This is a genomic window from Microvirga sp. 2TAF3 (assembly GCF_052114965.1).
Taxonomy (GTDB): Bacteria; Pseudomonadota; Alphaproteobacteria; order Rhizobiales; family Beijerinckiaceae; genus Microvirga.
Map to the genome: position 1 here is coordinate 64259 of NZ_JBFRFT010000016.1, position 20246 is coordinate 84504.

Annotated in this window: 20 protein-coding genes and 4 pseudogenes; 22 read left to right on the forward strand and 2 right to left on the reverse strand. The window is 55.4% G+C overall.

Annotated elements, in window-relative coordinates:
* Positions 1–345: 345 nt before the first annotated feature.
* Positions 346–432, forward strand: a pseudogene (locus AB4Y97_RS15645) (IS6 family transposase); the annotation flags it as partial.
* Between the two features lie 264 nt (positions 433–696).
* Positions 697–1497, forward strand: a complete 801-nt coding sequence (locus AB4Y97_RS15650) for a M55 family metallopeptidase (RefSeq protein ID WP_441999966.1) — start codon at positions 697–699, stop codon at positions 1495–1497.
* On the opposite strand, the gene AB4Y97_RS15655 is transcribed toward AB4Y97_RS15650, so the two are convergent.
* A complete protein-coding gene (locus AB4Y97_RS15655) occupies positions 1487–2407 on the reverse strand; it encodes a LysR family transcriptional regulator (protein WP_441999967.1) in 921 nt (306 codons plus the stop codon). The genes AB4Y97_RS15650 and AB4Y97_RS15655 overlap by 11 nt on opposite strands.
* 153 nt (positions 2408–2560) lie before the next feature.
* Between AB4Y97_RS15655 and AB4Y97_RS15660 the strand changes: the two genes are divergently transcribed.
* The 7 genes and pseudogenes from AB4Y97_RS15660 to AB4Y97_RS15690 all read left to right on the forward strand — a co-directional run bounded on the left by AB4Y97_RS15660 (position 2561) and on the right by AB4Y97_RS15690 (position 9570).
* Positions 2561–3418 (forward strand): D-amino-acid transaminase, encoded by an 858-nt coding sequence (locus tag AB4Y97_RS15660; RefSeq protein WP_441999968.1) that lies wholly within the window; start codon positions 2561–2563, stop codon positions 3416–3418.
* A 38-nt stretch (positions 3419–3456) separates the two neighbouring features.
* Positions 3457–4308 carry an ABC transporter substrate-binding protein gene (locus tag AB4Y97_RS15665; RefSeq protein ID WP_441999969.1) on the forward strand — a complete coding sequence of 284 codons (852 nt, stop codon included), beginning with the start codon at positions 3457–3459 and terminating at the stop codon, positions 4306–4308.
* 17 nt (positions 4309–4325) lie between these two features.
* Positions 4326–5432, forward strand: coding sequence for an amino acid ABC transporter permease (locus AB4Y97_RS15670; protein ID WP_441999970.1), 1107 nt, complete (start codon positions 4326–4328; stop codon positions 5430–5432).
* Between the two features lie 44 nt (positions 5433–5476).
* Positions 5477–6220, forward strand: a complete 744-nt coding sequence (locus AB4Y97_RS15675; RefSeq protein ID WP_441999971.1) for an amino acid ABC transporter ATP-binding protein — start codon at positions 5477–5479, stop codon at positions 6218–6220.
* 181 nt (positions 6221–6401) lie between these two features.
* A pseudogene (locus AB4Y97_RS15680) lies at positions 6402–6593 on the forward strand (IS110 family transposase); the annotation flags it as partial.
* A gap of 201 nt (positions 6594–6794) precedes the next feature.
* Positions 6795–6965 (forward strand): annotated as a pseudogene (locus AB4Y97_RS15685) (DNA translocase FtsK); the annotation flags it as partial.
* A gap of 289 nt (positions 6966–7254) precedes the next feature.
* Complete coding sequence (locus tag AB4Y97_RS15690) at positions 7255–9570, forward strand: bifunctional diguanylate cyclase/phosphodiesterase (RefSeq protein ID WP_441999972.1); 2316 nt, start codon at positions 7255–7257, stop codon at positions 9568–9570.
* Between the two features lie 150 nt (positions 9571–9720).
* On the opposite strand, the pseudogene AB4Y97_RS15695 reads toward AB4Y97_RS15690, so the two are convergent.
* Positions 9721–10143, reverse strand: a pseudogene (locus tag AB4Y97_RS15695) (transposase); the annotation flags it as partial.
* Between the two features lie 229 nt (positions 10144–10372).
* On the opposite strand from AB4Y97_RS15695, the gene flgB reads away from it, so the two are divergent.
* The 13 genes from flgB to AB4Y97_RS15760 all read left to right on the forward strand — a co-directional run bounded on the left by flgB (position 10373) and on the right by AB4Y97_RS15760 (position 20242).
* Positions 10373–10762 carry a flagellar basal body rod protein FlgB gene (gene flgB / locus AB4Y97_RS15700; RefSeq protein ID WP_441999973.1) on the forward strand — a complete coding sequence of 130 codons (390 nt, stop codon included), beginning with the start codon at positions 10373–10375 and terminating at the stop codon, positions 10760–10762.
* Positions 10759–11175 (forward strand): flagellar basal body rod protein FlgC, encoded by a 417-nt coding sequence (gene flgC / locus AB4Y97_RS15705; RefSeq protein WP_441999974.1) that lies wholly within the window; start codon positions 10759–10761, stop codon positions 11173–11175. The genes flgB and flgC overlap by 4 nt, the downstream gene beginning before the upstream one ends.
* Positions 11176–11177: 2 nt before the next feature.
* The gene (locus tag AB4Y97_RS15710) at positions 11178–11513 is read left to right on the forward strand and encodes a flagellar hook-basal body complex protein FliE (protein WP_441999975.1); all 336 of its coding nucleotides are present in this window, start codon (positions 11178–11180) and stop codon (positions 11511–11513) included.
* Positions 11514–11523: 10 nt separating this feature from the next.
* A complete protein-coding gene (gene flgG / locus AB4Y97_RS15715; protein ID WP_441999976.1) occupies positions 11524–12312 on the forward strand; it encodes a flagellar basal-body rod protein FlgG in 789 nt (262 codons plus the stop codon).
* 24 nt (positions 12313–12336) lie between these two features.
* Complete coding sequence (gene flgA, locus AB4Y97_RS15720; protein WP_441999977.1) at positions 12337–12798, forward strand: flagellar basal body P-ring formation chaperone FlgA; 462 nt, start codon at positions 12337–12339, stop codon at positions 12796–12798.
* The gene (gene flgI / locus AB4Y97_RS15725) at positions 12799–13896 is read left to right on the forward strand and encodes a flagellar basal body P-ring protein FlgI (protein WP_441999978.1); all 1098 of its coding nucleotides are present in this window, start codon (positions 12799–12801) and stop codon (positions 13894–13896) included.
* Positions 13893–14453, forward strand: a complete 561-nt coding sequence (locus AB4Y97_RS15730) for a MotE family protein (RefSeq protein ID WP_441999979.1) — start codon at positions 13893–13895, stop codon at positions 14451–14453. Before flgI ends, AB4Y97_RS15730 begins: the two co-directional genes overlap by 4 nt.
* A complete protein-coding gene (gene flgH, locus AB4Y97_RS15735; protein WP_441999980.1) occupies positions 14453–15151 on the forward strand; it encodes a flagellar basal body L-ring protein FlgH in 699 nt (232 codons plus the stop codon). The genes AB4Y97_RS15730 and flgH overlap by 1 nt, the downstream gene beginning before the upstream one ends.
* An 18-nt stretch (positions 15152–15169) precedes the next feature.
* Entirely contained in the window at positions 15170–15685 is a 516-nt protein-coding gene (locus AB4Y97_RS15740; protein ID WP_441999981.1) for a flagellar basal body-associated FliL family protein, read from the forward strand.
* A gap of 114 nt (positions 15686–15799) precedes the next feature.
* Positions 15800–16546, forward strand: coding sequence for a flagellar type III secretion system pore protein FliP (fliP, locus tag AB4Y97_RS15745; protein ID WP_441999982.1), 747 nt, complete (start codon positions 15800–15802; stop codon positions 16544–16546).
* A 129-nt stretch (positions 16547–16675) separates the two neighbouring features.
* Complete coding sequence (gene fliF / locus AB4Y97_RS15750) at positions 16676–18325, forward strand: flagellar basal-body MS-ring/collar protein FliF (protein WP_441999983.1); 1650 nt, start codon at positions 16676–16678, stop codon at positions 18323–18325.
* Entirely contained in the window at positions 18326–19015 is a 690-nt protein-coding gene (locus AB4Y97_RS15755) for a hypothetical protein (RefSeq protein ID WP_441999984.1), read from the forward strand. It abuts the gene before it with no gap.
* A gap of 3 nt (positions 19016–19018) precedes the next feature.
* Complete coding sequence (locus AB4Y97_RS15760; RefSeq protein ID WP_441999985.1) at positions 19019–20242, forward strand: MotB family protein; 1224 nt, start codon at positions 19019–19021, stop codon at positions 20240–20242.
* The last annotated feature ends 4 nt before the right edge of the window (positions 20243–20246 follow it).

Consider the following 20246-nt stretch of genomic DNA (forward strand, 5'->3'; position numbering starts at 1 on the left):
TATACGGAACTCTGCCTTTAGTATTTCGCAGGCGTGTTCCCAAGTATGTTCGTCGGCTTCGGCATAATAAAATGCCATAGCCACGCGTTCGACGTGTGGTTCCATTTGCCCCCAGCCTTCAGTTCCGATGGTGTGTAAGGATAATCCCGTTGCGCTTGGGTACTTTTACTTGTTTCTGCCCATTGGGATTAAATTCGAGTGATTGCTTTTATGGTTATCGGCCCGGCGATTCGCAATGTGTCGGGAGAGGTACCTCGAAAGTGGTGGAAACGAGGGCCTATCGGACACCGGGCTTTGTCACGCGAACCGCCAACGGATCAGGCTGACATGGGATTGGGTAGGGGGATGCAGCCCGTTTCCTACCACCGTCACCGGTTTCCGCCTCAGATCATCAAGCAGGCTGTTTGGCTCTACCTGCGATTCACATTGAGCTATATGTGTCTGCTCCGTTGTCGGGCCCACATCCGCCTTGGCACGTCTTTTCGACGTTCTGCTTCCTGTCGCGGCTGGGATGTTCGGATTGGAGGTCAGATCGATACTGACGCTCCCTTTCGCAAGAGTTCTTCTTGCGGATTTTCCTGAAAAGGGAATACGGAAGAGAGCTTGTGGCAAAATCCTTCAGCATTCCAGCAAGTAGGTGCTTCATACTCTGTGGGTTTGGGAATATGCCGTACGGGAATCGCGGGGAATCAAGAAATGAAAATCTTCATCAGCGCGGATATCGAAGGCTGCGCGGCGATCACGAGTTGGGATGAAGTCCATAAAGGACACACCGAATATCAAGAATTTCGTGAGCAGATGACTTCTGAAGTGATTGCTGCCTGTGAAGGGGCCCGCGCTGCCGGTGCCACTGACATCTTGATCAAGGATGCCCATGAGAGCGGTTGCAATCTGATTGTCTCGCGGCTGCCGGATTATGCCCGGATCGTTCGAGCCTGGAGTGGTCACCCGTACGTGATGATGTTTGGGTTAGATCGCAGCTTCGATGCGGCTCTCTTCATCGGCTATCACGATGCGGCAGGCTCCGACACCAACCCGCTTGCCCATACGATGAACGACAGGATCGCGAGGCTTTCGATCAATGGCGAGCTTTCATCGGAACTTACGGTCAACGCCTATACGGCGGCCATGAACAGCGTGCCGCCTGTTTTTCTTTCGGGGGATCGGGGCATCTGTGCCGCGGCGGAGCGGTTAGTGCCTGGCATGAAGACCATCGCCGTCAGCGAGGGTTTCGGGCGAGCCACCGTCTCGATCGCTCCTACAAGAGCCGTCCGGATGATCCGTGATGGTGTCGAAGAGGCGCTGACCCGAGATCTCTCAAGATGTGCCCTCACGCTCCCCGAGTGGTTCGAGATCGTGATCGAGTTCAACAATGCCAGCGATGCCTATCGTTCCAGCTTCTATCCAGGTGTCGAACATCCCAAAGCTTGCACGCTGCGCTTCGTCTCGAATGATTATTTCGAGGTCTTGAGAGCGATCCGCTACATCACGGTGTAATCAGGGCGCTTTGTGCACCCGCAACCCGCCAGAATTGATCGACGATTGGGCGCGTCCGGTGGACGTGCCGGTAGAGGCGGATCTCGATAGTGAGTGACCAGGCCGGGTCCTTGCTGGCGTGCGCGAGAGTGCCATCGGCCAGCTCCGACTGGACGAGACTCAAGGGTAACCATGCAACGCCCCAGCCAGCGATCGCCATGGCCTTGTGGCCGATGGAGATGGTGTTCTCGTGTACCACCTGCTTGTCCAGCGGGGGGCGGTTGGCGAAGAGTTTGGTCAAAGCAACGCCGAAAAAAGAGAACTCTCCGTAGCTGAGAAATGGCACGGCCGTCCGGGTCTCGATGGCTCGGTCGAGTATGGATCCGTCCGGATGCGGGCGTGAGACCGGCAGCACCTCCTCGGTACCGAGTACGAGATAAGGAAATCGCGTCTGGTCGAGCAGGAACGGCACGGAGGCGTGGGCGTAGGTCAGCAGGAAATCGCAGTCTCCTTCAACGAGGGATGCGATGTTGTCCTCGATGCCGCCCTTGTCTGGGCTGAGATAGGAGCTGAACGGCGGCAGTGCCTTTTGTATCGATTGCAGCCATCCGGGAAAGAAGGTGACCGTCAACGTGTGAAGCGCCGAGAATGTCAGGCGATGCTGCTCGGGGGCAAGGGTCGGACGCAGAGCGGTGCGATGTCCATTCCACTCGCGCACAGCCTGTTCTGCGACCGGCAGAAAGCGTTTGCCCTCATGCGTGAGTTCGGATGGGAAGATGGCACGATTGATAAGCGTGACGCCCATCCAATCCTCCAGCTGCCGGATTCTCCGGCTGAAGGCGGGCTGCGAAACTCCGCGCAGGGAAGCCGCCTTCGAGAAGCTCAAATGCTCGGCGAGACAGCAGAAATCCTCGAGCCATTTGAGCTCCATGATCCCCTCATCCTTTTTTAGGAATGGTTCGGCGAACGAAATTTTCTATCATTATGCAATTTCTGCATCATGCTCAGAGAAACATGGCATTAGCAATGTACGATTCCTCTTACTAGCGTTCGCGGCAAGCCTCATCCTTCAAGGGGAAAAGCGTTGTCGAGAACGATCTTCATCAATGGGCGCTATGTGCCGGAATCAGAGGCACAGATCTCGATTTTTGACCGTGGTTTTCTGTTTGGCGACGCCATCTACGAAGTGAGCGCCGTGATTGGCGGCCGCATGATCGACAACGATCTTCACCTGGACAGGCTTGAACGCTCCCTGCGCGAACTCGGCATTCCGATGCCTTTGTCGAGAGACGAGATCCTCGCGATGCAGAAGACCCTGATCGTGCGCAACGAGCTCGATGAAGGCGTCGTCTATCTGCAGGTGACGCGTGGAAGCGAGGACAGGAGCTTCGATTACAGTGACACTCTGGAGCCGAACTTCGTTGCCTTCACACAGGTGAAGAGGCTGCTGGACACAAAGGCGCTCAAGGATGGCGTCAAGGTCGGATTGGTCGACGACATTCGGTGGGGTCGTCGCGATATCAAGACGACGATGCTCCTGGCCCAAGTGCAGGCGAAGCGACATGTCAAGCCGAAGGGATGTGCCGAGGCGTGGATGCTGCAGGACGGTTTCATCACCGAGGGCGCCTCCTCGACGGCTTTCATCGTCACCCAGGCCGGCAAGATGGTGACCAGGCCGAACTCACAGGCGACCCTGCCGGGATGTACCCGGCGCGCCGTACTGCAGGTGGCGGCTGATCACGGACTACAGGTTGAAGAACGCCTGTTCACCGCAGACGAGGCTTACCTCGCACGCGAAGCGTTTCTCACAAGCGCCTCAAGCCTCGTTACGCCGATCATCGAGATTGCCGGTCATCGGATAGGGGAGGGGAAGCCCGGTCCGATCACGCGCCGCATTCAACAGATCTATCTGGAACTCGCACTCAACCAAGGCGCAGTCTAGTAGGTAACGCCATCAGAGAACCAAAGGGGACTAAGATAATGAAATTCAAAACCATCAAGACCGCCCTGCTTGCCTCGGCGCTCACGGTCATGGCGGGCGGCATCGCTTCCGCCGAGACGGTCGGCTACGGCAAGTGCGAGCTGACTGGTAAGAAGGGCTCGCACGCGATCACGCCGGCCGTGCCAGGTCAGTTCACCGTGATCATCAACCTACCTGCAGTCGGCCAGTTCAACGGCGACACGCCGGAAGCCATCCGCGATGGCTACGAGTTCTGCATGGCTGTCAACGTCGCCCACCGCCTGGGTCTCGACAAGGTCAAGCTCGTCAATGCCTCCTTCGATTCCATCGTCGCGGGTCAGAACAAGGATTTCGATATCGCCCTGGCGCTGATCTCGGTGACCGAGCCGCGCAAGAAGGTGGTCGATTTCTCGACGGTCTATATGAACTCGAGCTACGGCGTCGCCACTAAGGCGGATGCGAACGTCAGCGAAACCTCGGTGAAGACCGGCCGAGTCGGCGTGCAAGCCGGCACGACGCTGGTGCCTTTTGCCCAGGAAACCCTGAAGGCTTCCAAGGTCGACGTGTATGATGACACCGCCTCCATGTTCACGGCGGCTGCCGCGGGCAAGGTCGATGCCGTCATGACGGATCTCAGCATCGTTCTCGGTCAGGTCGCGAACTCCAAAGGCAGGCTGAAGGTTGTCGGACAGTATCCCAGCGGTGGCCAGACGGCAGGTATTTATCCCAAGGGGTCGGCCAGCAAGCCGGTAATCGACGCCGTCATCCAGGAGTTGAAGGACGACGGCACTCTGAAGAAGCTTGAAGCCGCTTATCTTCTCCCCTCTTGGGGCGGGGTCTCGCCGGATAGCGTCCCGACCTGGAAGTACTGAGATAGGTATCTGATTCTATGAACAAGCTGGCTGTTCAGGCCAATGTCGAGCGCGCCAATCAATGGCGCGCTCGTAGCAAGGTTCGCGCCTATGGCGCTCAGACCTGGGCCGCACTCTCGATCAACGCGATCACGTTCGTGGCTGTGGTCGCCACGGTCATCTCCATCGCGCAATTCATGGTCCAGGAAGGATGGGCTCTACTGCCCGTCTGGATCGCCGGAATCGTTCCTGCGGTACTGTCCCTCCTTGTCGTGATGCTTGCGGCGCAGGCAAGCCGGCTCTCGATGAGAGCCAAGGTCTCGACGGATATTTACGAGGCTCGGGCCTTGGGTGCCAAAGCGTCGGAGATGTCCTGGAAGGCAGTATCCTATTCCATCGCCTTCCTGATCCTGTGCGCACTCGCCTGGTTCATGGTGGTGAACGATGCCGCTGTCAGCCGCACGTTCTTCGACATGGAGTTGATTGTTCGTTCCGCAACGACGGTTCTCAAGGCCTTCGGAACCAACGTGCTCATCTTCGCCGTCTCAGCGGCTTTGATTCTTGTCTGGGCTCTCGTGGTCGCCATCGCCCGCACCCTGCCAGGCGAGGCGGGCCGCCCGATCCGCACTATCGCCATTATCTACAGCGATCTCTTCCGCGGGCTGCCGGCCATCATCACCATCTATCTCATCGGCTTCGGATTACCACTCACGAACCTGCCTATCCTGAAAGATCTCTCCTCCAACGCTTACGCGATCATTGCGCTGACACTCACCTATGGTGCCTACACCTCCGAGGTCTACCGCGCAGGCATAGAGAGCGTTCATCCCAGCCAGATTGCAGCTGCACGCTCGCTGGGGCTCTCCTATTTCAGGACCATGCGATACGTGATCGTCCCACAGGCGGTTCGCGGTATCATTCCGCCGCTGATGAACAACTGCATCAGCCTTCAGAAGGATACGGCGCTCGTCGCCATTATCGGAACGATCGACGCCTTCAATCAATCGAAGATTATTGCTAGCAATAATTTCAATCTCTCGGCGGTGACCACGGTTGCCATCATCTTCATCCTGATCACGATTCCGCAGGCCCGTTTCGTGGACAAGCTCATCGAGCGTGATCGCAGCAAGCGGCGGTCCGGCTAGCTTTCAAACTGAAGCGACAACCGAATTGCGGAAGGGGAACTACCATGGCACTCGTTGAGATAGACAAGGCCTACAAGCACTATGGCAGCTTGGTCGTGCTGAACGGCCTCTCCTTGAACATTGAGGAGCATCAGGTCGTTTGTTTGATTGGACCTTCAGGCTGTGGCAAGTCCACGTTGCTTCGTTGCATCAACCGACTCGAGACCATCCAGGAAGGCGAGATTCGCCTGCACGGCGACCGCATCACCGGGCCGGGAGTGGACCTCGATGTGCTTCGCCGGGAAATCGGTATCGTCTTCCAAGGCTACAATCTGTTCCCGCACATGAGCGTGATCGAGAATATCACGCTCGGTCCTCTCAAAGTGCTGGGGGTGGATCGAAGCGAAGCCCGCGACAAGGGAATGGCACTTCTGTCCCGCATCGGTTTGGCACATAAGGCAGACGAATTTCCCGACCGCCTTTCGGGTGGGCAGCAGCAGCGTGTAGCCATCGTGCGTGCATTGATGATGGATCCTGCGCTCCTCCTCCTCGACGAGATCACATCTGCGCTCGATCCGGAGCTCGTCTCGGAGGTGCTCGATATCGTGCGCGATCTCGCGGCTAAGGGCATGACGATGGTACTCGCCACCCATGAAATGGGCTTTGCCCGTGAGGTCGCCGACAAGGTGTGCTTCCTGCAGGAAGGAGTTGTCTACGAAGAGGGGCCTCCCGCCCAGATATTCGGCAATCCGCAGGGCGAGAGAACTAAGGCATTCCTCAAGAGGATCATCGACGCGGGGCGTCTTTGAAGCCCATCGTTGTACGCCGGAGCAGTGATGAGCCGAACAGTCAACGGTTCCGATCTGGTCTCTGGGATTCTACCGCAGGGTACACAGAATACGATTACGGATGTGCCTGGGGTCCAAGTCGGGCATTGGGCTCCGATGTGCCACAGTGGAGGTGTTGATCAGCACTTGAAGGAATGCGTCCATGGGAGAAGGTAGCACAATCGGAGTGGATCTGGCGAAAAGCGTGTTCCAGGTGCATGGAGCCGATGCATCCGGAGCGGTCCTGTTCCGCAGGAAGCTGCGGCGGCACCGGGTCCTTACTTTCTTCGCGGCCCAGCTGCGGTGCACGGTAGCGGTGGAGGCCTGCGGTGGCTCGCATCACTGGGCGCGCGAGACCGGCGGATCTGTTGCAAACTCGCTTTTTACTTGTGGTCCCCAATTGAGTTTCGAAGGCCCGCTGCTGAAAGGTCAACGACTTCAAGAGCTCGCCACGGTGCCAAAACGGCACCTGAAGTGACTATACTCGAACTTTGCGACAGATCCGATATAGAAGAGATCGGTCCCGCCGAGGCGGGCGATATCGATCTGGGATCCCGACCTCTACGATCAGGCCGTTTCGATCGTCCTCCGGCACAAGAAGGCATCGACCTCGTATATTCAGCGCCGCCTGCAGATCAGCTACAACCGCGCCGCTCCCATTCTGGAGCGGATGGATAAGGAAGGAGTTGTTGGTCCAGCCAATCACGCCGGAAAAGAGAAAATCTGATCGAGCCCAACAGCTTTGACAACTAAGGCGGCCTCCGACCCGTCGGCACCCGCTTGACGGGTCATCATTTAAACCGAATTTCATCTCGGCTTGGCTCGAACATTATAATGCAGCGCGCAACCTCGGTCCTTGAGGCCCGAGGTTCACTTAACTTGATATGAAAACAGTGTACGAAATTCGTGCTACGCTTGGTCGAACCGCAATGATAGGATATTGGGCGAGCCACTCCTTATAGGGATACTCCTCAACACAGGAGGCTCCTTTACGTCCTTTTAATAAGAATTGTCACTTGGCACCATCCTGGATTCTTATTTTCAGCGCATTTATAGCTGTTGCAGCAACCGCCGGCGCCACGGCTTTCATCCTGCGTGGCTACACCGATGATGTCGCTCAGGCCAAGAAAGATTTGACAAATCTTGCCCTAGCCCTTGCCGGACCGACCGATGAGGCGCTTCAGGCAATTGAAGCCCTACAAAAGGTCATATTTGAACGCCTAAATAAATCGGGCATTCTTACAGGGGAGGATTTTCGCAAGGTTGGAGCCAATCGCACCATTTATGAAATCCTTGCCGCGAAGGCAGGGGAGTTACCCCAGGTCAACTCCCTAACAATTATTGATGAAGCTGGCATAGTAATCGCCACGTCAAAACGATGGCCAATTCCCAATGATATTTATGTTGCTGATCGTGCATATTTTCAGTCGCTTTCATCTGACCCACAATTACAAATTTACGTCAGTGAGCCCTTAGTCGCACGCATTACTGGTAAAAAAGCAGTCATATTTGCCCGTAAAATCACTGATATTAACGGTGGTTTCATAGGCGTTATTGTTGCTAGCATCGATCTTCGGCATTTCGATAATATCTGCCGCAATCTTGTTCAGGCGCCAACAGTTTCAATTGGCTTGTATAGGTGCGATGGCGTCTTCCTGGCGCAACTATTCAATCAGGGATTGAGCTTTTCCAAAAATAACACCGATCGATGTTCGGAAATTACCAGGCAGATTCTGGATGACGGCAAAAGTGTTTCAAGCTTTACTAGTCCGATGGATCGCAGGGAGCGGATCGTCGCTGTTCAGTCGCTCGACCATTACCCTGTCTGCGTCGTTGTCAGCGAAGCCGCGCCTAATATCTTCTCGGGGTGGCGCATCGAATCCGCCCTCATCGGAGTAATCGCACTTCTGATGAATCTCGCCATCGGTATCGCCGGCTTTATGGGGCTCAAACAGCTCAGAGACAGTCTTGTTCGAGTCGAAAGCGAGAGTTTTCTTGCGAGGCACGATGTCCTGACTATGCTTCCAAACCGCCTCCTGTTTCAGGAAGAGATGGAACAGGCCATCAGTCAGATGAGAAAAACGAAGAAGCAGTTTGCCGTTCTGCTTCTCGACCTAGGTGGTTTCAAAGAGATCAATGACACCTACGGGCATCCAGTCGGCGATCTACTTTTGAAGGCTGTCGCAGGCAGACTCCAGAGAACCGTCAGAAAGGTGGACTTCGTCGCCCGCGTGGGTGGCGATGAATTCGCCGTCATTCATCACGACATCGAAAATCGTCAAGACACTTCTGAACTTGCCGATCGCCTTATCGCAGAGATGTATAAGCCGTTCGAAATTGCTGGAAAGAGATTGTCGATTTCCGCAAGCATCGGCGCCGCAATGGCACCTGAACATGGTCTGAACCTCAATGACCTCTTGAGAGCCGCGAATATCGCTCTTTACGCAGCAAAGTCTGATCCGAAGGATGACTTTCGTTTTTACGACGCGAAGATGAACGACCAGCGCCTCGCCCAGAAGGCTTTTGAAGACGATCTCCGTCACGCGGTCGACAATAACGAATTCGAGGTTTTCTATCAGCCGATCCTGGAGCTGCATACCGATCAGATCTGGGGCTTTGAAGCCCTTGTGCGGTGGAAGCATCCGAAAAAGGGGTACATTCTCCCAGCGAGTTTCATTCCCCTAGCGGAAGAGACCGCTCTTATCGGGCCGTTGGGCGATTGGGTTCTTCAGGAGGCATGTAGCACGGCCGTCAAATGGCCGTCGCCTTTCAAGGTAGCCGTCAACCTGTCTCCTGCACAGTTCAAGACCCGCGATATTCTTGCTAGTGTCAAACAGGCCCTTAGCGAATCCTCCTTACCTCCGGAACGCCTCGCTCTTGAAATAACCGAAACGGTGTTGCTTGATCAGACCGTCAACACCACGCTTCGTGAGATTAAGAAGCTTGGTGTGTCGATCTCGCTGGACGACTTTGGAACAGGCTATGCCTCGCTGAGCTATCTTCGAAGCTTCCCATTCGACAAAATTAAGATCGACCGCTCCTTTGTCAGCGAGATGTTGCAGGCTCCAGACAGTCGCGCCATCGTCCGCGCAACGCTTGCTCTCGCCAGGGATCTCAAGATGACAACGACCGCGGAAGGCGTCGAAACCCAAGCACAGCTACGTGCCTTGACGGAAGCTGGAGCCACGCAGGCTCAAGGATATGTTATTTCTGAGCCCTTGCCTGTCGACAAGGTCTTGCCGTTTGTCGAAGCACATAACGCCCGTCGACGAGGTGTTTCGGACACGCTTGGCGCCACTACACCGCTTCCCCTCCGGAAAGCACTTGGCTGAGGCTAGACGCCGGATAGTCCGGTCTTCAAATAATCTAGAATTGGCAGCAGATAAGCCTCTCGAGTCTTCTCTGGCGTATTTTGACCAGTTCGAAGGGACCGGCTAGTAGGCACGACCAAGTGCTGCTGGATTTGTTGCAGCATGGTGTCTTCCGCACAGGGAGACGCTTCCGATGCGATTACTCTCGCCCGACTGATTGAGAACCGGCGTGAGTCCCAGGGCTGGGCCGACTGCCTTCGAATTCTTGAACCGGGCCAGAATGTCGATTGTCGCTTGGGAGGCCAACGACACCACCGGGTCAACACCGGGAATGGTCATCAGGCGCCGACAGACCTTATCATCCCGGATGGTCGCCAGCACTTTGCGGTGAAGCGTAGCCAAGCGCTCCCGCAGGCTCTGACGGGCCTCGAGCAGGCAAGCCATGATCTCAGCAAACTCCGGCAATCCGGCCGCAGCCAGCCCGCTGTAGAGCCACTGCGACAGCGGGCTGGCTGCGAGCCCGACCCGCTCGAGCCGCCAAGCGGGATCCCGCAGCACCTGCACCAAGTCATCTGGATGGCTGATCACCTTCATATAGCTACGGTATTACGCTTCTTTGCGTGGTCCGACTTGTGTGCCCAGCTACCACGTCCGTCTAACAACGCCTTGTAAATACAGAGTGTTTTCAATACCGGGCGGGTTTCGCTGAGGGCTGTAAAGGTTTCGAAAAAGATCAGCAACCGCGATTTTTAATGTCTGATGCCAGCTTCGCGCAAGATTGGAGGCGTAAACGAGGACGCGCGAAGTGTTTTTGGAGATCCTTGTGACGTCACCCGTCTATCTGTTCGACCTGGCATCGCGGCAAGCGCAATGGCTCGCTGTGCGCCAGTCGACCATTTCCGGTAATATAGCGAATGCGAACACCCCTGGATTTCGCGCCCGGGACGTTGAGCCGTTTACAGACGTTCTAGACAAGACGAAGCTCGCGATGGTTGCGACCAGCGCACAGCACATCGGCTTCGATGCTCGCCATGTCGAAGGCACAAAGGTCAAGAAGTCGGACACCTGGGATACCGTCTATTCCGGAAATTCGGTCAGCCTTGAGCAGGAATTGACGAAATCGGGCGAGGTCGCTCGCCAACACTCCCTCAATACAAGCGTCGTGAAGTCGTTTCATCGCATGCTGATGTCGGCAGTAAGGACTGGATCATGATTGACCCGCTGGTTGCTTCCTCGCGGCTCTCCGGCGCCGGACTTGAAGCGCAGTCCATGCGTCTTCGGGTCGTGTCGGAAAACGTTGCAAACGCTAACTCGACCGGTCGAACCCAGGGATCTGATCCGTATACGCGCAAAACGATCACATTTAAGAGCCAGCTCGAGCGTGCTTTGGGCGCAGCGTCTGTCTCGGTGAAGTCCATCGGCGGGGACTCCGCTCCGTTTCCTATGCAGTATGATCCGGGAAATCCGGCGGCGGACGACAAGGGCATGGTCAAGATGCCGAACGTCAACGTACTGACTGAAATGACTGATATGCGCGAGGCCAACAGGTCTTATGAGGCGAACCTGCAGATGATCAAACAGGCGCGCTCCATGATCTCGGCGACCATCGATTTGCTTAGAGGCTGACCATGATTAATTCCATCTCTTCAATTACATCAGCGATTGATCGGGTCGGCGGCACGACTTCCTCGCAGTCTGCAGCTAGCATTCAGAACATGTCCACATCGGGCATCGGGGGTGCTTCGTCCGTAAGCTTCAGCGATATGATGGCTCAGGTGGCAAACACGACCATCGATACCATCAAAGCTGGTGAGGCGGCTTCAATCTCCGGCATTCAGGGTAAGGCCTCGGTTCAGCAGGTTGTCGAGGCTGTAATGTCGGCCGAACAGGCGCTCCAGACCGCAATCGCAATCCGCGACAAGGTTGTTGGCGCGTATCAAGAAATCTCGCGTATGGCGATCTAAGGAATATCTCATGAGAGCTCTTGCAATCGCTGCGACTGGCATGAATGCTCAGCAGCTTAATGTCGAAGTTATCGCGAACAACATCTCGAACGTGAATACGACGGGCTTCAAGGCCGCGCGGGCGGAATTCACCGACCTGCTCTACCAAGCTGAACGGTCTCAGGGGATCCCAGCACAAACCGGCGAGGCTCCTGTCCCCGAAGGGGCTATGCTTGGACTTGGTGTCCGGACCGCCGCTATCCGCAATCTGCATCGTCAGGGATCGCTTGCCAATACGTCCAACAAGTTTGATTTGGCCCTGAACGGCCGCGGCTGGTTCCAGGTCGATGCGCCGGGCGGCGAGACGATTTATACCCGCGCCGGATCGTTCAATACGAACAATAACGGCCAGCTCGTCACCATTGACGGCTATACCCTCCAGCCGGCGATCATCATCCCGGCCAATACTGTTGACGTGACGATCAATGAGTCTGGCGAAGTTTTTGCCAAAATCGATGGTCAGACGGCTCCTCAGCAGATTGGTCAGTTGACCCTCGCCAATTTTGCAAACGATGCTGGTCTTGAGCCGATCGGCAATAATTTCTACCGGGAGACGCTCTCTTCCGGAGCGCCGGTTGCAGGCGTAGCCGGCGACCCGGGGTTCGGCAAAATCCATCAGGGATACCTTGAATCGTCTAACGTTGATCCGATCAAGGAGATTACGAGCTTAATTTCCGCACAGCGCGCATTCGAAATGAACTCCAAGGTCATTCAGGCAGCTGACGACATGGCTGGAACGATCTCGAAGGGAATTCGGTAAGCCAAAGGCACCGGGAGAGTTTCGATGAAATTATATCTTAAAGTCGTCATTGCTGCAGCATGCGCTATTATCGACGCTCAAGCAGCGACGGCTGATGATCGAATTCTCCCGGTTCCATCCGTTACGATCTATCCCGGCGATGTCATCGACGAGTCGATGATCAAGGATCGACCCTATCCCGAAAATTACCGGTTCAGGACGTCGGTGGTCGAGTCGCCGCGTGTCCTGATCGGTAAGACGGTCAGGAGAACTCTGGTGCCCGGCGAGGCGATTCCGATGAACTCGATCGATGACCCGCGTGTCGTTACGCGCGGTGTTCCGACGACGGTTGTTTTTGAGGAAGGTGGTTTGTCGATCACCGGCATAGGCACGCCTCTTCAATCAGGAACCGTCGGACAGAGTATCCAGGTCAAGAATATCGACAGCGGAAGAACCATTATTGGCCGGGTCGAAGCCGACGGCAGAATCCGGATTGGTGTGCACTAAATGTTTCGCTTTATTGCTTTTTTCATTGCGGCCTTTCTCATTTCACCGTCGATTGCTGCCACGCGCATTAAGGACGTTGCTGCGGTACAAGGCGTCCGCGACAATCAGCTGATCGGGTATGGCCTGGTTATGGGGCTTCAAGGAACAGGTGACACGCTAAGGAACTCCCAATTTACCGAGCAGTCGCTGCAGTCGATGCTTGATCGAATGGGGGTGAACGTTCGCGACCTTAACCTGAGAACCAGAAATGTTGCAGCGGTCATTGTGACTGCGGATCTTCCGCCATTCGTGGGGACAGGTTCTCGCATCGATGTGACCGTTACATCAATGGGTGATGCGACCTCCCTCAAGGGCGGAACTTTGATGCTCACTGCTTTGCAGGGAGGCGACGGGCAGGTATATGCGGTAGCCCAGGGCGGAATCGCGGTGTCGGGATTCTCGGCGCAGGGGCAGGCTGAAACGCTTACTTCGGGCGTTGCGACAGCAGGTCGAATCCCCAATGGAGCTTTGATCGAAAAAGAAGTGGCTGGCAGTGCCAGGGAATCCAGTTCGATGACCCTCGAATTGAAGAATCCGGACTATAAGACAGCGACCCTGATCACAGATGCGATCAATGCTTATTCGCAGCAGCGTTACGGTATGCGCGTGGCTTCCCCTCGCGACTTCCGATCCGTTGTTCTTAAGAGGCCGAATAATGTCGGTTCAACGCGCTTTATCGCGGAGCTCGGGGATCTACGTGTTCAGCCGGATACGCCGGCGAGGATTGTCGTCGATCAGCGCACTGGAACCGTTGTGATCGGCAAGAACGTCCAAATCTCTACGGTTGCGATCACGCACGGGAATCTGACGATCCGCGTGACCGAGAGTCCGGTTGTGTCTCAACCGGATCCGTTTTCCGACGGGAATTCAGTCGTTGTTCCGCGGACGACGATTACCGCGACCGAAGAGCGGGTACCTCTCGCGATCGTCGGTGGGTCGGATCTGCAGACCCTTGTGAAGGGCCTCAACCAGATGGGTCTGAAGCCTACGGATGTGATCGCTATCCTTCAGGCCGTTAAGACAGCTGGATCATTGCAAGCTGAACTGGTGATTCAATGACCGCTTTGAAATCAAAGTCACGGCTAATCCAAACAATGAGTCTCTGCCTAGCGCTATTGTGCGTCTCCGGTTGGGCCTTAGCCCAAGGGCCGGCCCGCAAGGCAGCGGAACCCAAGGCGCAGGAGAGCAAGGTCGTCGAGCCGACGCGCCAAGAAGCAAAACCGACTCAGTATTGCGAGAATATTGCCGATGCTGCTGCGGATGCCCGTTTTGTCCTTCAGAAGGAAGCGTTGGCAAAGACCGAGAAAGAGATTGAAGGTCGCATTAAAGTGCTCGAAGCCAAGCGGGCCGAGTACGAGGAATGGCTGGCAAGGCGCAACGAATTCCTTGCCAAGGCGGATGAAACGATGGTTTCGATCTATGCCCGCATGCGTCCGGATGCTGCCGCCGTGCAGCTTGCAAATATGCACGACGATATCGCTGCGGCGATCCTCACGAAGTTGAATCCGCGCGTATCCAGCGCGGTCCTGAATGAGATGGAGCCGGCGCGAGCCGCCCAACTGACAAATGTGATTATCGACGCGCCGAAGCGCACCAAAGCGAATGAGAAATCATAATGCACCGCTTGTTTATCGTTGCGACATTTCTTGCCCTCGGAGCTTGCGCGACGCGCCCGGAAGATATCGGCCGGGAGCCGGGTATGACGCCCGTTGGAGCGGGCTTGGCGGTTCAGAGACAGGGAGTGCCGCATGTCTTCAATACATCGGAACGAAGCTCCCCGGGGTCGACCTGGAGCAATGCGAGTGCCGACCTTTTCACCAGCGCGCGGGCTAAGCGGGTTGGCGATATTGTCACGGTGAACATCCAGATCGATGACAAGGCAGAGTTTGAGAATGCCAGCGACCGGCACAGATCGTCCAAGATCAACGCTGGGCTGGACTATGCATTCTCTTTCAAGGGTTGGAATGCTGATGGTACCGGCGACGTCGGTTTGAAATCATCTTCGTCATCTGATGGTCGTGGGACGATTGACCGCTCCGAGAAACTCCGGCTTTCGGTTGCGGCTGTCGTTACCGAGGTACTTCCCAACGGAAACGTCCTGATCAGCGGATCTCAGGAAGTGCGGGTCAACTTTGAAGTGAGGGTCTTGAATATCGCTGGCATTGTGCGGCCTGGCGATATTTCGAAGAAGAACACCATCAGCTATGACAAGATTGCTGAAGCACGTGTTTCCTACGGTGGCCGCGGCCGGATTATGGAAGTCCAGCAGCCGGCGTATGGCCAGCAGATCTTTGACGCGATTACGCCATTCTAACCTCGGGAGTGTGATCCCATGGCTGACAAACAAGTGAAGGCACTGGCGGGTCCGGCCGAGAGAGGCGGGGTGGGGATTAATTTTCGCTGGCTATCTACCGTGGTTGTTCTAACCCTTTTGGCGATCGGGCTTGGTGGTGGCTTTGGCCTTTTGATGATCTCGAACATCGAAAAGATGGTGTTGGCAAAGCACCAGGCAGCGGCTGAAGCTAATAAGACTACGACGAGCCCGTATTCGGGCGATATTTCCTTGAAACGAGTGGCGCCGGTTGTGACCAATCTCGGCGGTTCACAATCGGACTGGGTTCGCATCGAGTCCTCGATCGTGTTCAAGAACACAACAACCAAGAATCCGGACGTGCTGGCGGCGGAGACACGCCAGGATCTGCTGGCGTATCTAAGGACCGTTTCGGTGGCGCAGATTCAGGGGCCCAGCGGGTTGCTCCATTTGCGGGAAGATTTGAATGAGCGGGTTCGGCTGAGATCAAAGGGTGATATTCAGGAATTAATCCTCGAAACCCTTGTAGTCCAGTGAGTTGAGTTAGAACTGGAGGTAGTATAGCAAATGGAGAGTGCGCAACCCGCGCTCTTTTACTCTGTTATAATACTATTTCCATTGAAAATGACATATTTCGAGTTGCCACGCCCGATGACTAAGCGAACTTTTTTTATAATGCTCTTTGCGTTGACAGCTTCGGCGGCTAACGCACAAATTGCCGGCCTAGATGCGTTGATTCCGCAGGGTGACGGGGCGGTTAGCGGACGGATTATTCAGCTCGTCACTTTAATGACCGTGCTTTCGCTCGCCCCGAGTCTCTTGATTATGGTGACGAGTTTCACGCGGTTCGTGGTGGCTTTCTCTTTCCTGCGTTCTGGACTGGGCCTTCAGAGCACACCGGCCAATCTATTCCTGATAAGTCTGTCGTTGTTTATGACATTCTTTGTCATGGCTCCGACGTTTGACAAAGCATGGCAGGAAGGCGTGAAGCCTCTTACAGAAAACCAGATTTCCGAGTCCGAAGCATTTTCGCGAACTGCGGAGCCGTTCCGTGATTTCATGCTGCAGCATGTGCGCCCGAAGGACCTCCAGACGTTCACGGATCTTGCAGCGAGCAGCTTCCCCAAGGCGGCCGAGCCTTCACCGGATGCGAAGATTGACCTTCGGGTGATTATCCCCGCTTTCATGATCTCAGAACTCCGCCGGGGATTTGAAATCGGTTTTTTGATCGCTCTACCGTTTCTCGTCATCGACATGATTGTTGCGACCCTGGTTATGTCGATGGGTATGATGATGATGCCCCCAACGGTCATATCTCTGCCATTTAAGATCCTGTTCTTCATTCTGATCGATGGCTGGAACATCCTCGTGAGCGGTCTCGTGAAATCCTATTTCTGAGACGGAGGTTTCTCTGCGCCGGAACAGTTTTCCTGATAATTTTTGGGAAACTCAAGTGCGAGCAATCCTCGCGCAAGATTGATGATGCACAAAAGGATTTCAGACTGTCCTATAAGAACAGAGATTTTTATGCCTGGTCGTCAACAAGCCGAGAGATTGTGGTTGAGCCTGATGCAGCTTGGCGCTCGTCGCCTCGCTATACTAGGGGCAATTGGCCTCGCCGTTTTCTTGGTTGTTGGTGTCGGAGCGTTTTATCTCAGCCGACCAGCGCAGGAAATTTTATATACCGGGCTCGATCGTGAGGATGTGAGCCGCATCGGCTCGGTTCTTAAAGGCGCGAACATTCCATTCGATGTGAGTTCGGATGGAACTTCGGTCTTGGTCAGCTACGGGAATACGGCGCAAGCTCGTATGCTTCTGGCTGAGAATGGACTGCCTCATAGTTCCAAGGCCGGCTACGAACTCTTCAACGATCTGGGTTCCCTGGGCCTTACGTCCTTCATGCAGGAAGTGACGAAGGTAAGGGCGCTCGAGGGCGAACTCGCGCGCACGATTCAGACAATGAAAGGAGTGCGGGCAGCACGTGTTCATATCGTGTTGCCGGACAAAGGTTCTTTCCGGCGCGAGCAACAGATGCCTTCGGCCTCGGTCGTCATTCGGACGACCCCGGCCGATGACGCGTCCTCTGCGCAGGCGATTAGGCATTTAGTCTCTGCTGCAATCCCGGGCATGAAATCGGATAAAGTTACCGTAATGAATACGGAGGGCGTCCTTCTGATGTCGGGGGATGACGCCTCGAACCTGTCCAGCGGTAAAATGGCGACCCTCGAAAAGACGGTCGGGAATGAAATTCAGGAATCGGTCCGACGCACCCTGGCCCCGTATCTCGGCGTTGGAAACTTTGAAATTAGTGTCGCCGCACGCCTGAACACGGACAAGATCAATACTAGCGAGACGATATTTGACCCGGAATCGAAGGTCGAGCGCTCCATCCGTACGGTAAAAGAGAGTGAGGCTTCTCAAAATCGGCAGGGTCAAAAGCCGACGACGGTTCAACAGAATTTGCCGGATCAGAATGTGCGTGCCGACGGGAGCGAATCGTCGAGCGAAGACAATCAGCGCCGTGAGGAGCTGACGAATTATGAAATATCATCTAAGACAGTGCAGACCGTAAGCGACGGTTATTCGATTAAGAATCTATCTGTTGCGGTGTTGGTGAACAAGGCCCGTCTTGCTGCTCTAATGGGAGATAGCGCGGCTCCGTCGGAGTTGGACGCGAAGATCATGGAGATCGAGCAGCTCGTCTCGTCAGCCGCCGGTTTCAACAAGGCTCGGGGTGATCAAATCAAGGTCGCGGCTGTTGGGTTTATTGACAGTTCGGACAGTCTACAGCCTGTTCCTGGCCAGAGCTGGAGCGAAATTGTCGGCCGCCAGCTTGGGACCGTGATCAATGCGCTGACCATTCTGGCGCTTTGTGTCCTGATGATCTGGTTTGGTTTGCGCCCGGCCGTCAAGATGCTGTTAGCGCGTCAGCAGGCTGAGATTGAACAGCGGAAAGAAGAAGCTGCGGCAATTGCAGCTCGTGAGCAGGCAGAGGTTCTGGCTCTGCAGGCCGCGGAAATCGAAGCGGAGCGCCAGGCGAGGCTTGAGGCGGATCTGATGCCGAATCTTATTGAGCGAAATACGCCTCAGCGGAAACTGGAGCATATTGTCGACCTTAACGAGGAACAGGCGGCATCGGTTCTCAGGCAATGGCTTATGCAGTCGGAGGCTGCGTAAATGGCCTCGCTTTCGACTCTCTTGAGGGATTTTTCTGAACAGGACGAGAAGGTGAGCCCGGTATCCGGTGCCAACCCGTTCGCATCGCTTCGAAAGGTCAGACTTCGTAATCCGGTCGAAGGCGAGGTGCTGCCGGAGCCGAATCCTTCACAAGGGTCTGTTCCGGACTCTGTCGATCATCACGCTGAGGCGATCAGGGCAGCCGTAGAAGCTGCCTGTGCAGAAGAAAGAGAAGCTGCCGAGAACCGTTTGATTGAAGCGTTGGAGGCGCAGAAAGCGCGGTTCGAAGAGAAATTTCAAGCTGAGCGCGAAGCTTGGACCTTGAAAGAGAGCGGCGTTATTGCGGAACGTTTTGGCGCGGCCTTGGTGGATCTTGAAAACGTCCTCTCGGAGCGCATTGCGAACGTTCTAAGGCCTGTGATGCTTACATCGTTGCGAGATAAAAGCATCGCTGCGACGAAAGCTGTGCTGTCCTCATTTCTGTCGGAGACATCGTCGCGGATGATCAAAATTCAGGGGCCGACGGATTTGTTGGATGATATCCGGAAGTCTCTAGGCGATCAGGCCGCCGCTTTTGAATTTGTCAAGGCTGAGACGGTAGACGTGTCTATCGTCGCCGATGATATCTTTATTGAAACTCAGCTGACTTCGTGGGCCGAACAATTGGCAGCGACCGGCAACCCCGAGTGATTCATGTCCACTGATAAACAGGAAATCATTATTGTTCGGCGCTCGGGCGATGAAGAAGAAGTCGTAAAGGGCGGCGTCTGGAAGATCGCTCATGCCGACTTCATGACGGCGATGATGGCTTTCTTTCTGGTGATGTGGCTTATCAGCCAAACGGACCAGAGCACCCGATCGAGCGTTGCGAACTATTTTAATCCGGTGCAGTTGGCTGAAACGACGCCCAACAAAAAAGGCCTCGACGAGCCCCAGAACATACCTCCCGACGGGAAACCCGAATCCGAGAAACCAGGCCAGGAAAAAGGTAGCGGTGAGGGGGCGGGTGGTAAATCTCACCAGCTTCAGAAGCCAAGGTTCAAGGAAGGTGCCTTGTTCCAGGATCCGTATGCGGTTCTGGCGCGGATCTCGGCCGAGATCGAGGCCCGTCCCCAGGACTCTCTGGGAGCCGACGTTACGCCTGGCGAGAGTGACGTTCCGGGTTTGACATCCGGTGAGGCTTACCGGGATCCATTTGATCCCTTGTATTGGCAGGTATCGCCCGTAACCGAGCTTAAGACTGAAACTCCACCCAGGCCAGGAACAGCCCCGACACCCGTCAAGGGCGGCATCGACGCGCTCGCGCCAAACTCGCGCAAGGAGAAGGCTCAGTCTGGAAGTGGTACTTCCAGAACCGCGCCAGCGAGTGTGATATCGGAAGGCGCACAGAAGCCGGAGGACAAGGCTCAGTCTTCGGATGAGGGTGGGGCGCTCAATGGGGTGACTGGCGCTGACTCGGACCGCAAGATCGCTGAACTCAAGAACCAGATCGTCGAAGCGGTTCATCCCCAAAAGGACAGGTCCGCGGCTCCTCAGATCGAGGTCCGTCGTACCGGCGCTGGCACATTGATCAGCCTAACGGACGATTTAAATTTCAGCATGTTTGCTGTCGGCTCTGCTGAACCGCACGGGAAAGTGGTTAAGGCCATGGAGAAGATTGCAAAAATCCTCCAGGCCCGCACCGGAAAGATCGTAATCCGTGGTCATACCGACGGACGGTCTTTCAAGTCAGAGAATTATGACAACTGGAGACTGTCGCAGGCTCGCGCACAAATGGCGCTCTACATGCTGGTTCGCGGCGGTCTATCAGAGAACCGGATTGTTCGCATTGAAGGTCATGCTGATAGAGATCCTCGGAACGCGTCGAACGTTAATGCCGACGAAAATCGGCGCATCGAGATCCTTATTCAGGAGTAATTGA

Excerpts from the sequence above, each read along its gene's own strand:
- AB4Y97_RS15675 (WP_441999971.1), top strand. The coding sequence starts at position 5,477 with ATGGCACTCGTTGAGATAGACAAGGCCTACAAGCACTATGGCAGCTTG.
- flgC (WP_441999974.1), top strand. The coding sequence starts at position 10,759 with ATGATTGACCCGCTGGTTGCTTCCTCGCGGCTCTCCGGCGCCGGACTT.
- AB4Y97_RS15665 (WP_441999969.1), top strand. The coding sequence starts at position 3,457 with ATGAAATTCAAAACCATCAAGACCGCCCTGCTTGCCTCGGCGCTCACG.
- AB4Y97_RS15755 (WP_441999984.1), top strand. The coding sequence starts at position 18,326 with ATGGCCTCGCTTTCGACTCTCTTGAGGGATTTTTCTGAACAGGACGAG.
- AB4Y97_RS15730 (WP_441999979.1), top strand. The coding sequence starts at position 13,893 with ATGACCGCTTTGAAATCAAAGTCACGGCTAATCCAAACAATGAGTCTC.
- flgH (WP_441999980.1), top strand. The coding sequence starts at position 14,453 with ATGCACCGCTTGTTTATCGTTGCGACATTTCTTGCCCTCGGAGCTTGC.
- AB4Y97_RS15710 (WP_441999975.1), top strand. The coding sequence starts at position 11,178 with ATGATTAATTCCATCTCTTCAATTACATCAGCGATTGATCGGGTCGGC.
- flgI (WP_441999978.1), top strand. The coding sequence starts at position 12,799 with ATGTTTCGCTTTATTGCTTTTTTCATTGCGGCCTTTCTCATTTCACCG.
- fliF (WP_441999983.1), top strand. The coding sequence starts at position 16,676 with ATGCCTGGTCGTCAACAAGCCGAGAGATTGTGGTTGAGCCTGATGCAG.
- fliP (WP_441999982.1), top strand. The coding sequence starts at position 15,800 with ATGACTAAGCGAACTTTTTTTATAATGCTCTTTGCGTTGACAGCTTCG.
- AB4Y97_RS15740 (WP_441999981.1), top strand. The coding sequence starts at position 15,170 with ATGGCTGACAAACAAGTGAAGGCACTGGCGGGTCCGGCCGAGAGAGGC.
- flgA (WP_441999977.1), top strand. The coding sequence starts at position 12,337 with ATGAAATTATATCTTAAAGTCGTCATTGCTGCAGCATGCGCTATTATC.
- AB4Y97_RS15650 (WP_441999966.1), top strand. The coding sequence starts at position 697 with ATGAAAATCTTCATCAGCGCGGATATCGAAGGCTGCGCGGCGATCACG.
- AB4Y97_RS15670 (WP_441999970.1), top strand. The coding sequence starts at position 4,326 with ATGAACAAGCTGGCTGTTCAGGCCAATGTCGAGCGCGCCAATCAATGG.
- flgG (WP_441999976.1), top strand. The coding sequence starts at position 11,524 with ATGAGAGCTCTTGCAATCGCTGCGACTGGCATGAATGCTCAGCAGCTT.
- AB4Y97_RS15760 (WP_441999985.1), top strand. The coding sequence starts at position 19,019 with ATGTCCACTGATAAACAGGAAATCATTATTGTTCGGCGCTCGGGCGAT.
- AB4Y97_RS15655 (WP_441999967.1), bottom strand. The coding sequence starts at position 2,407 with ATGGAGCTCAAATGGCTCGAGGATTTCTGCTGTCTCGCCGAGCATTTG.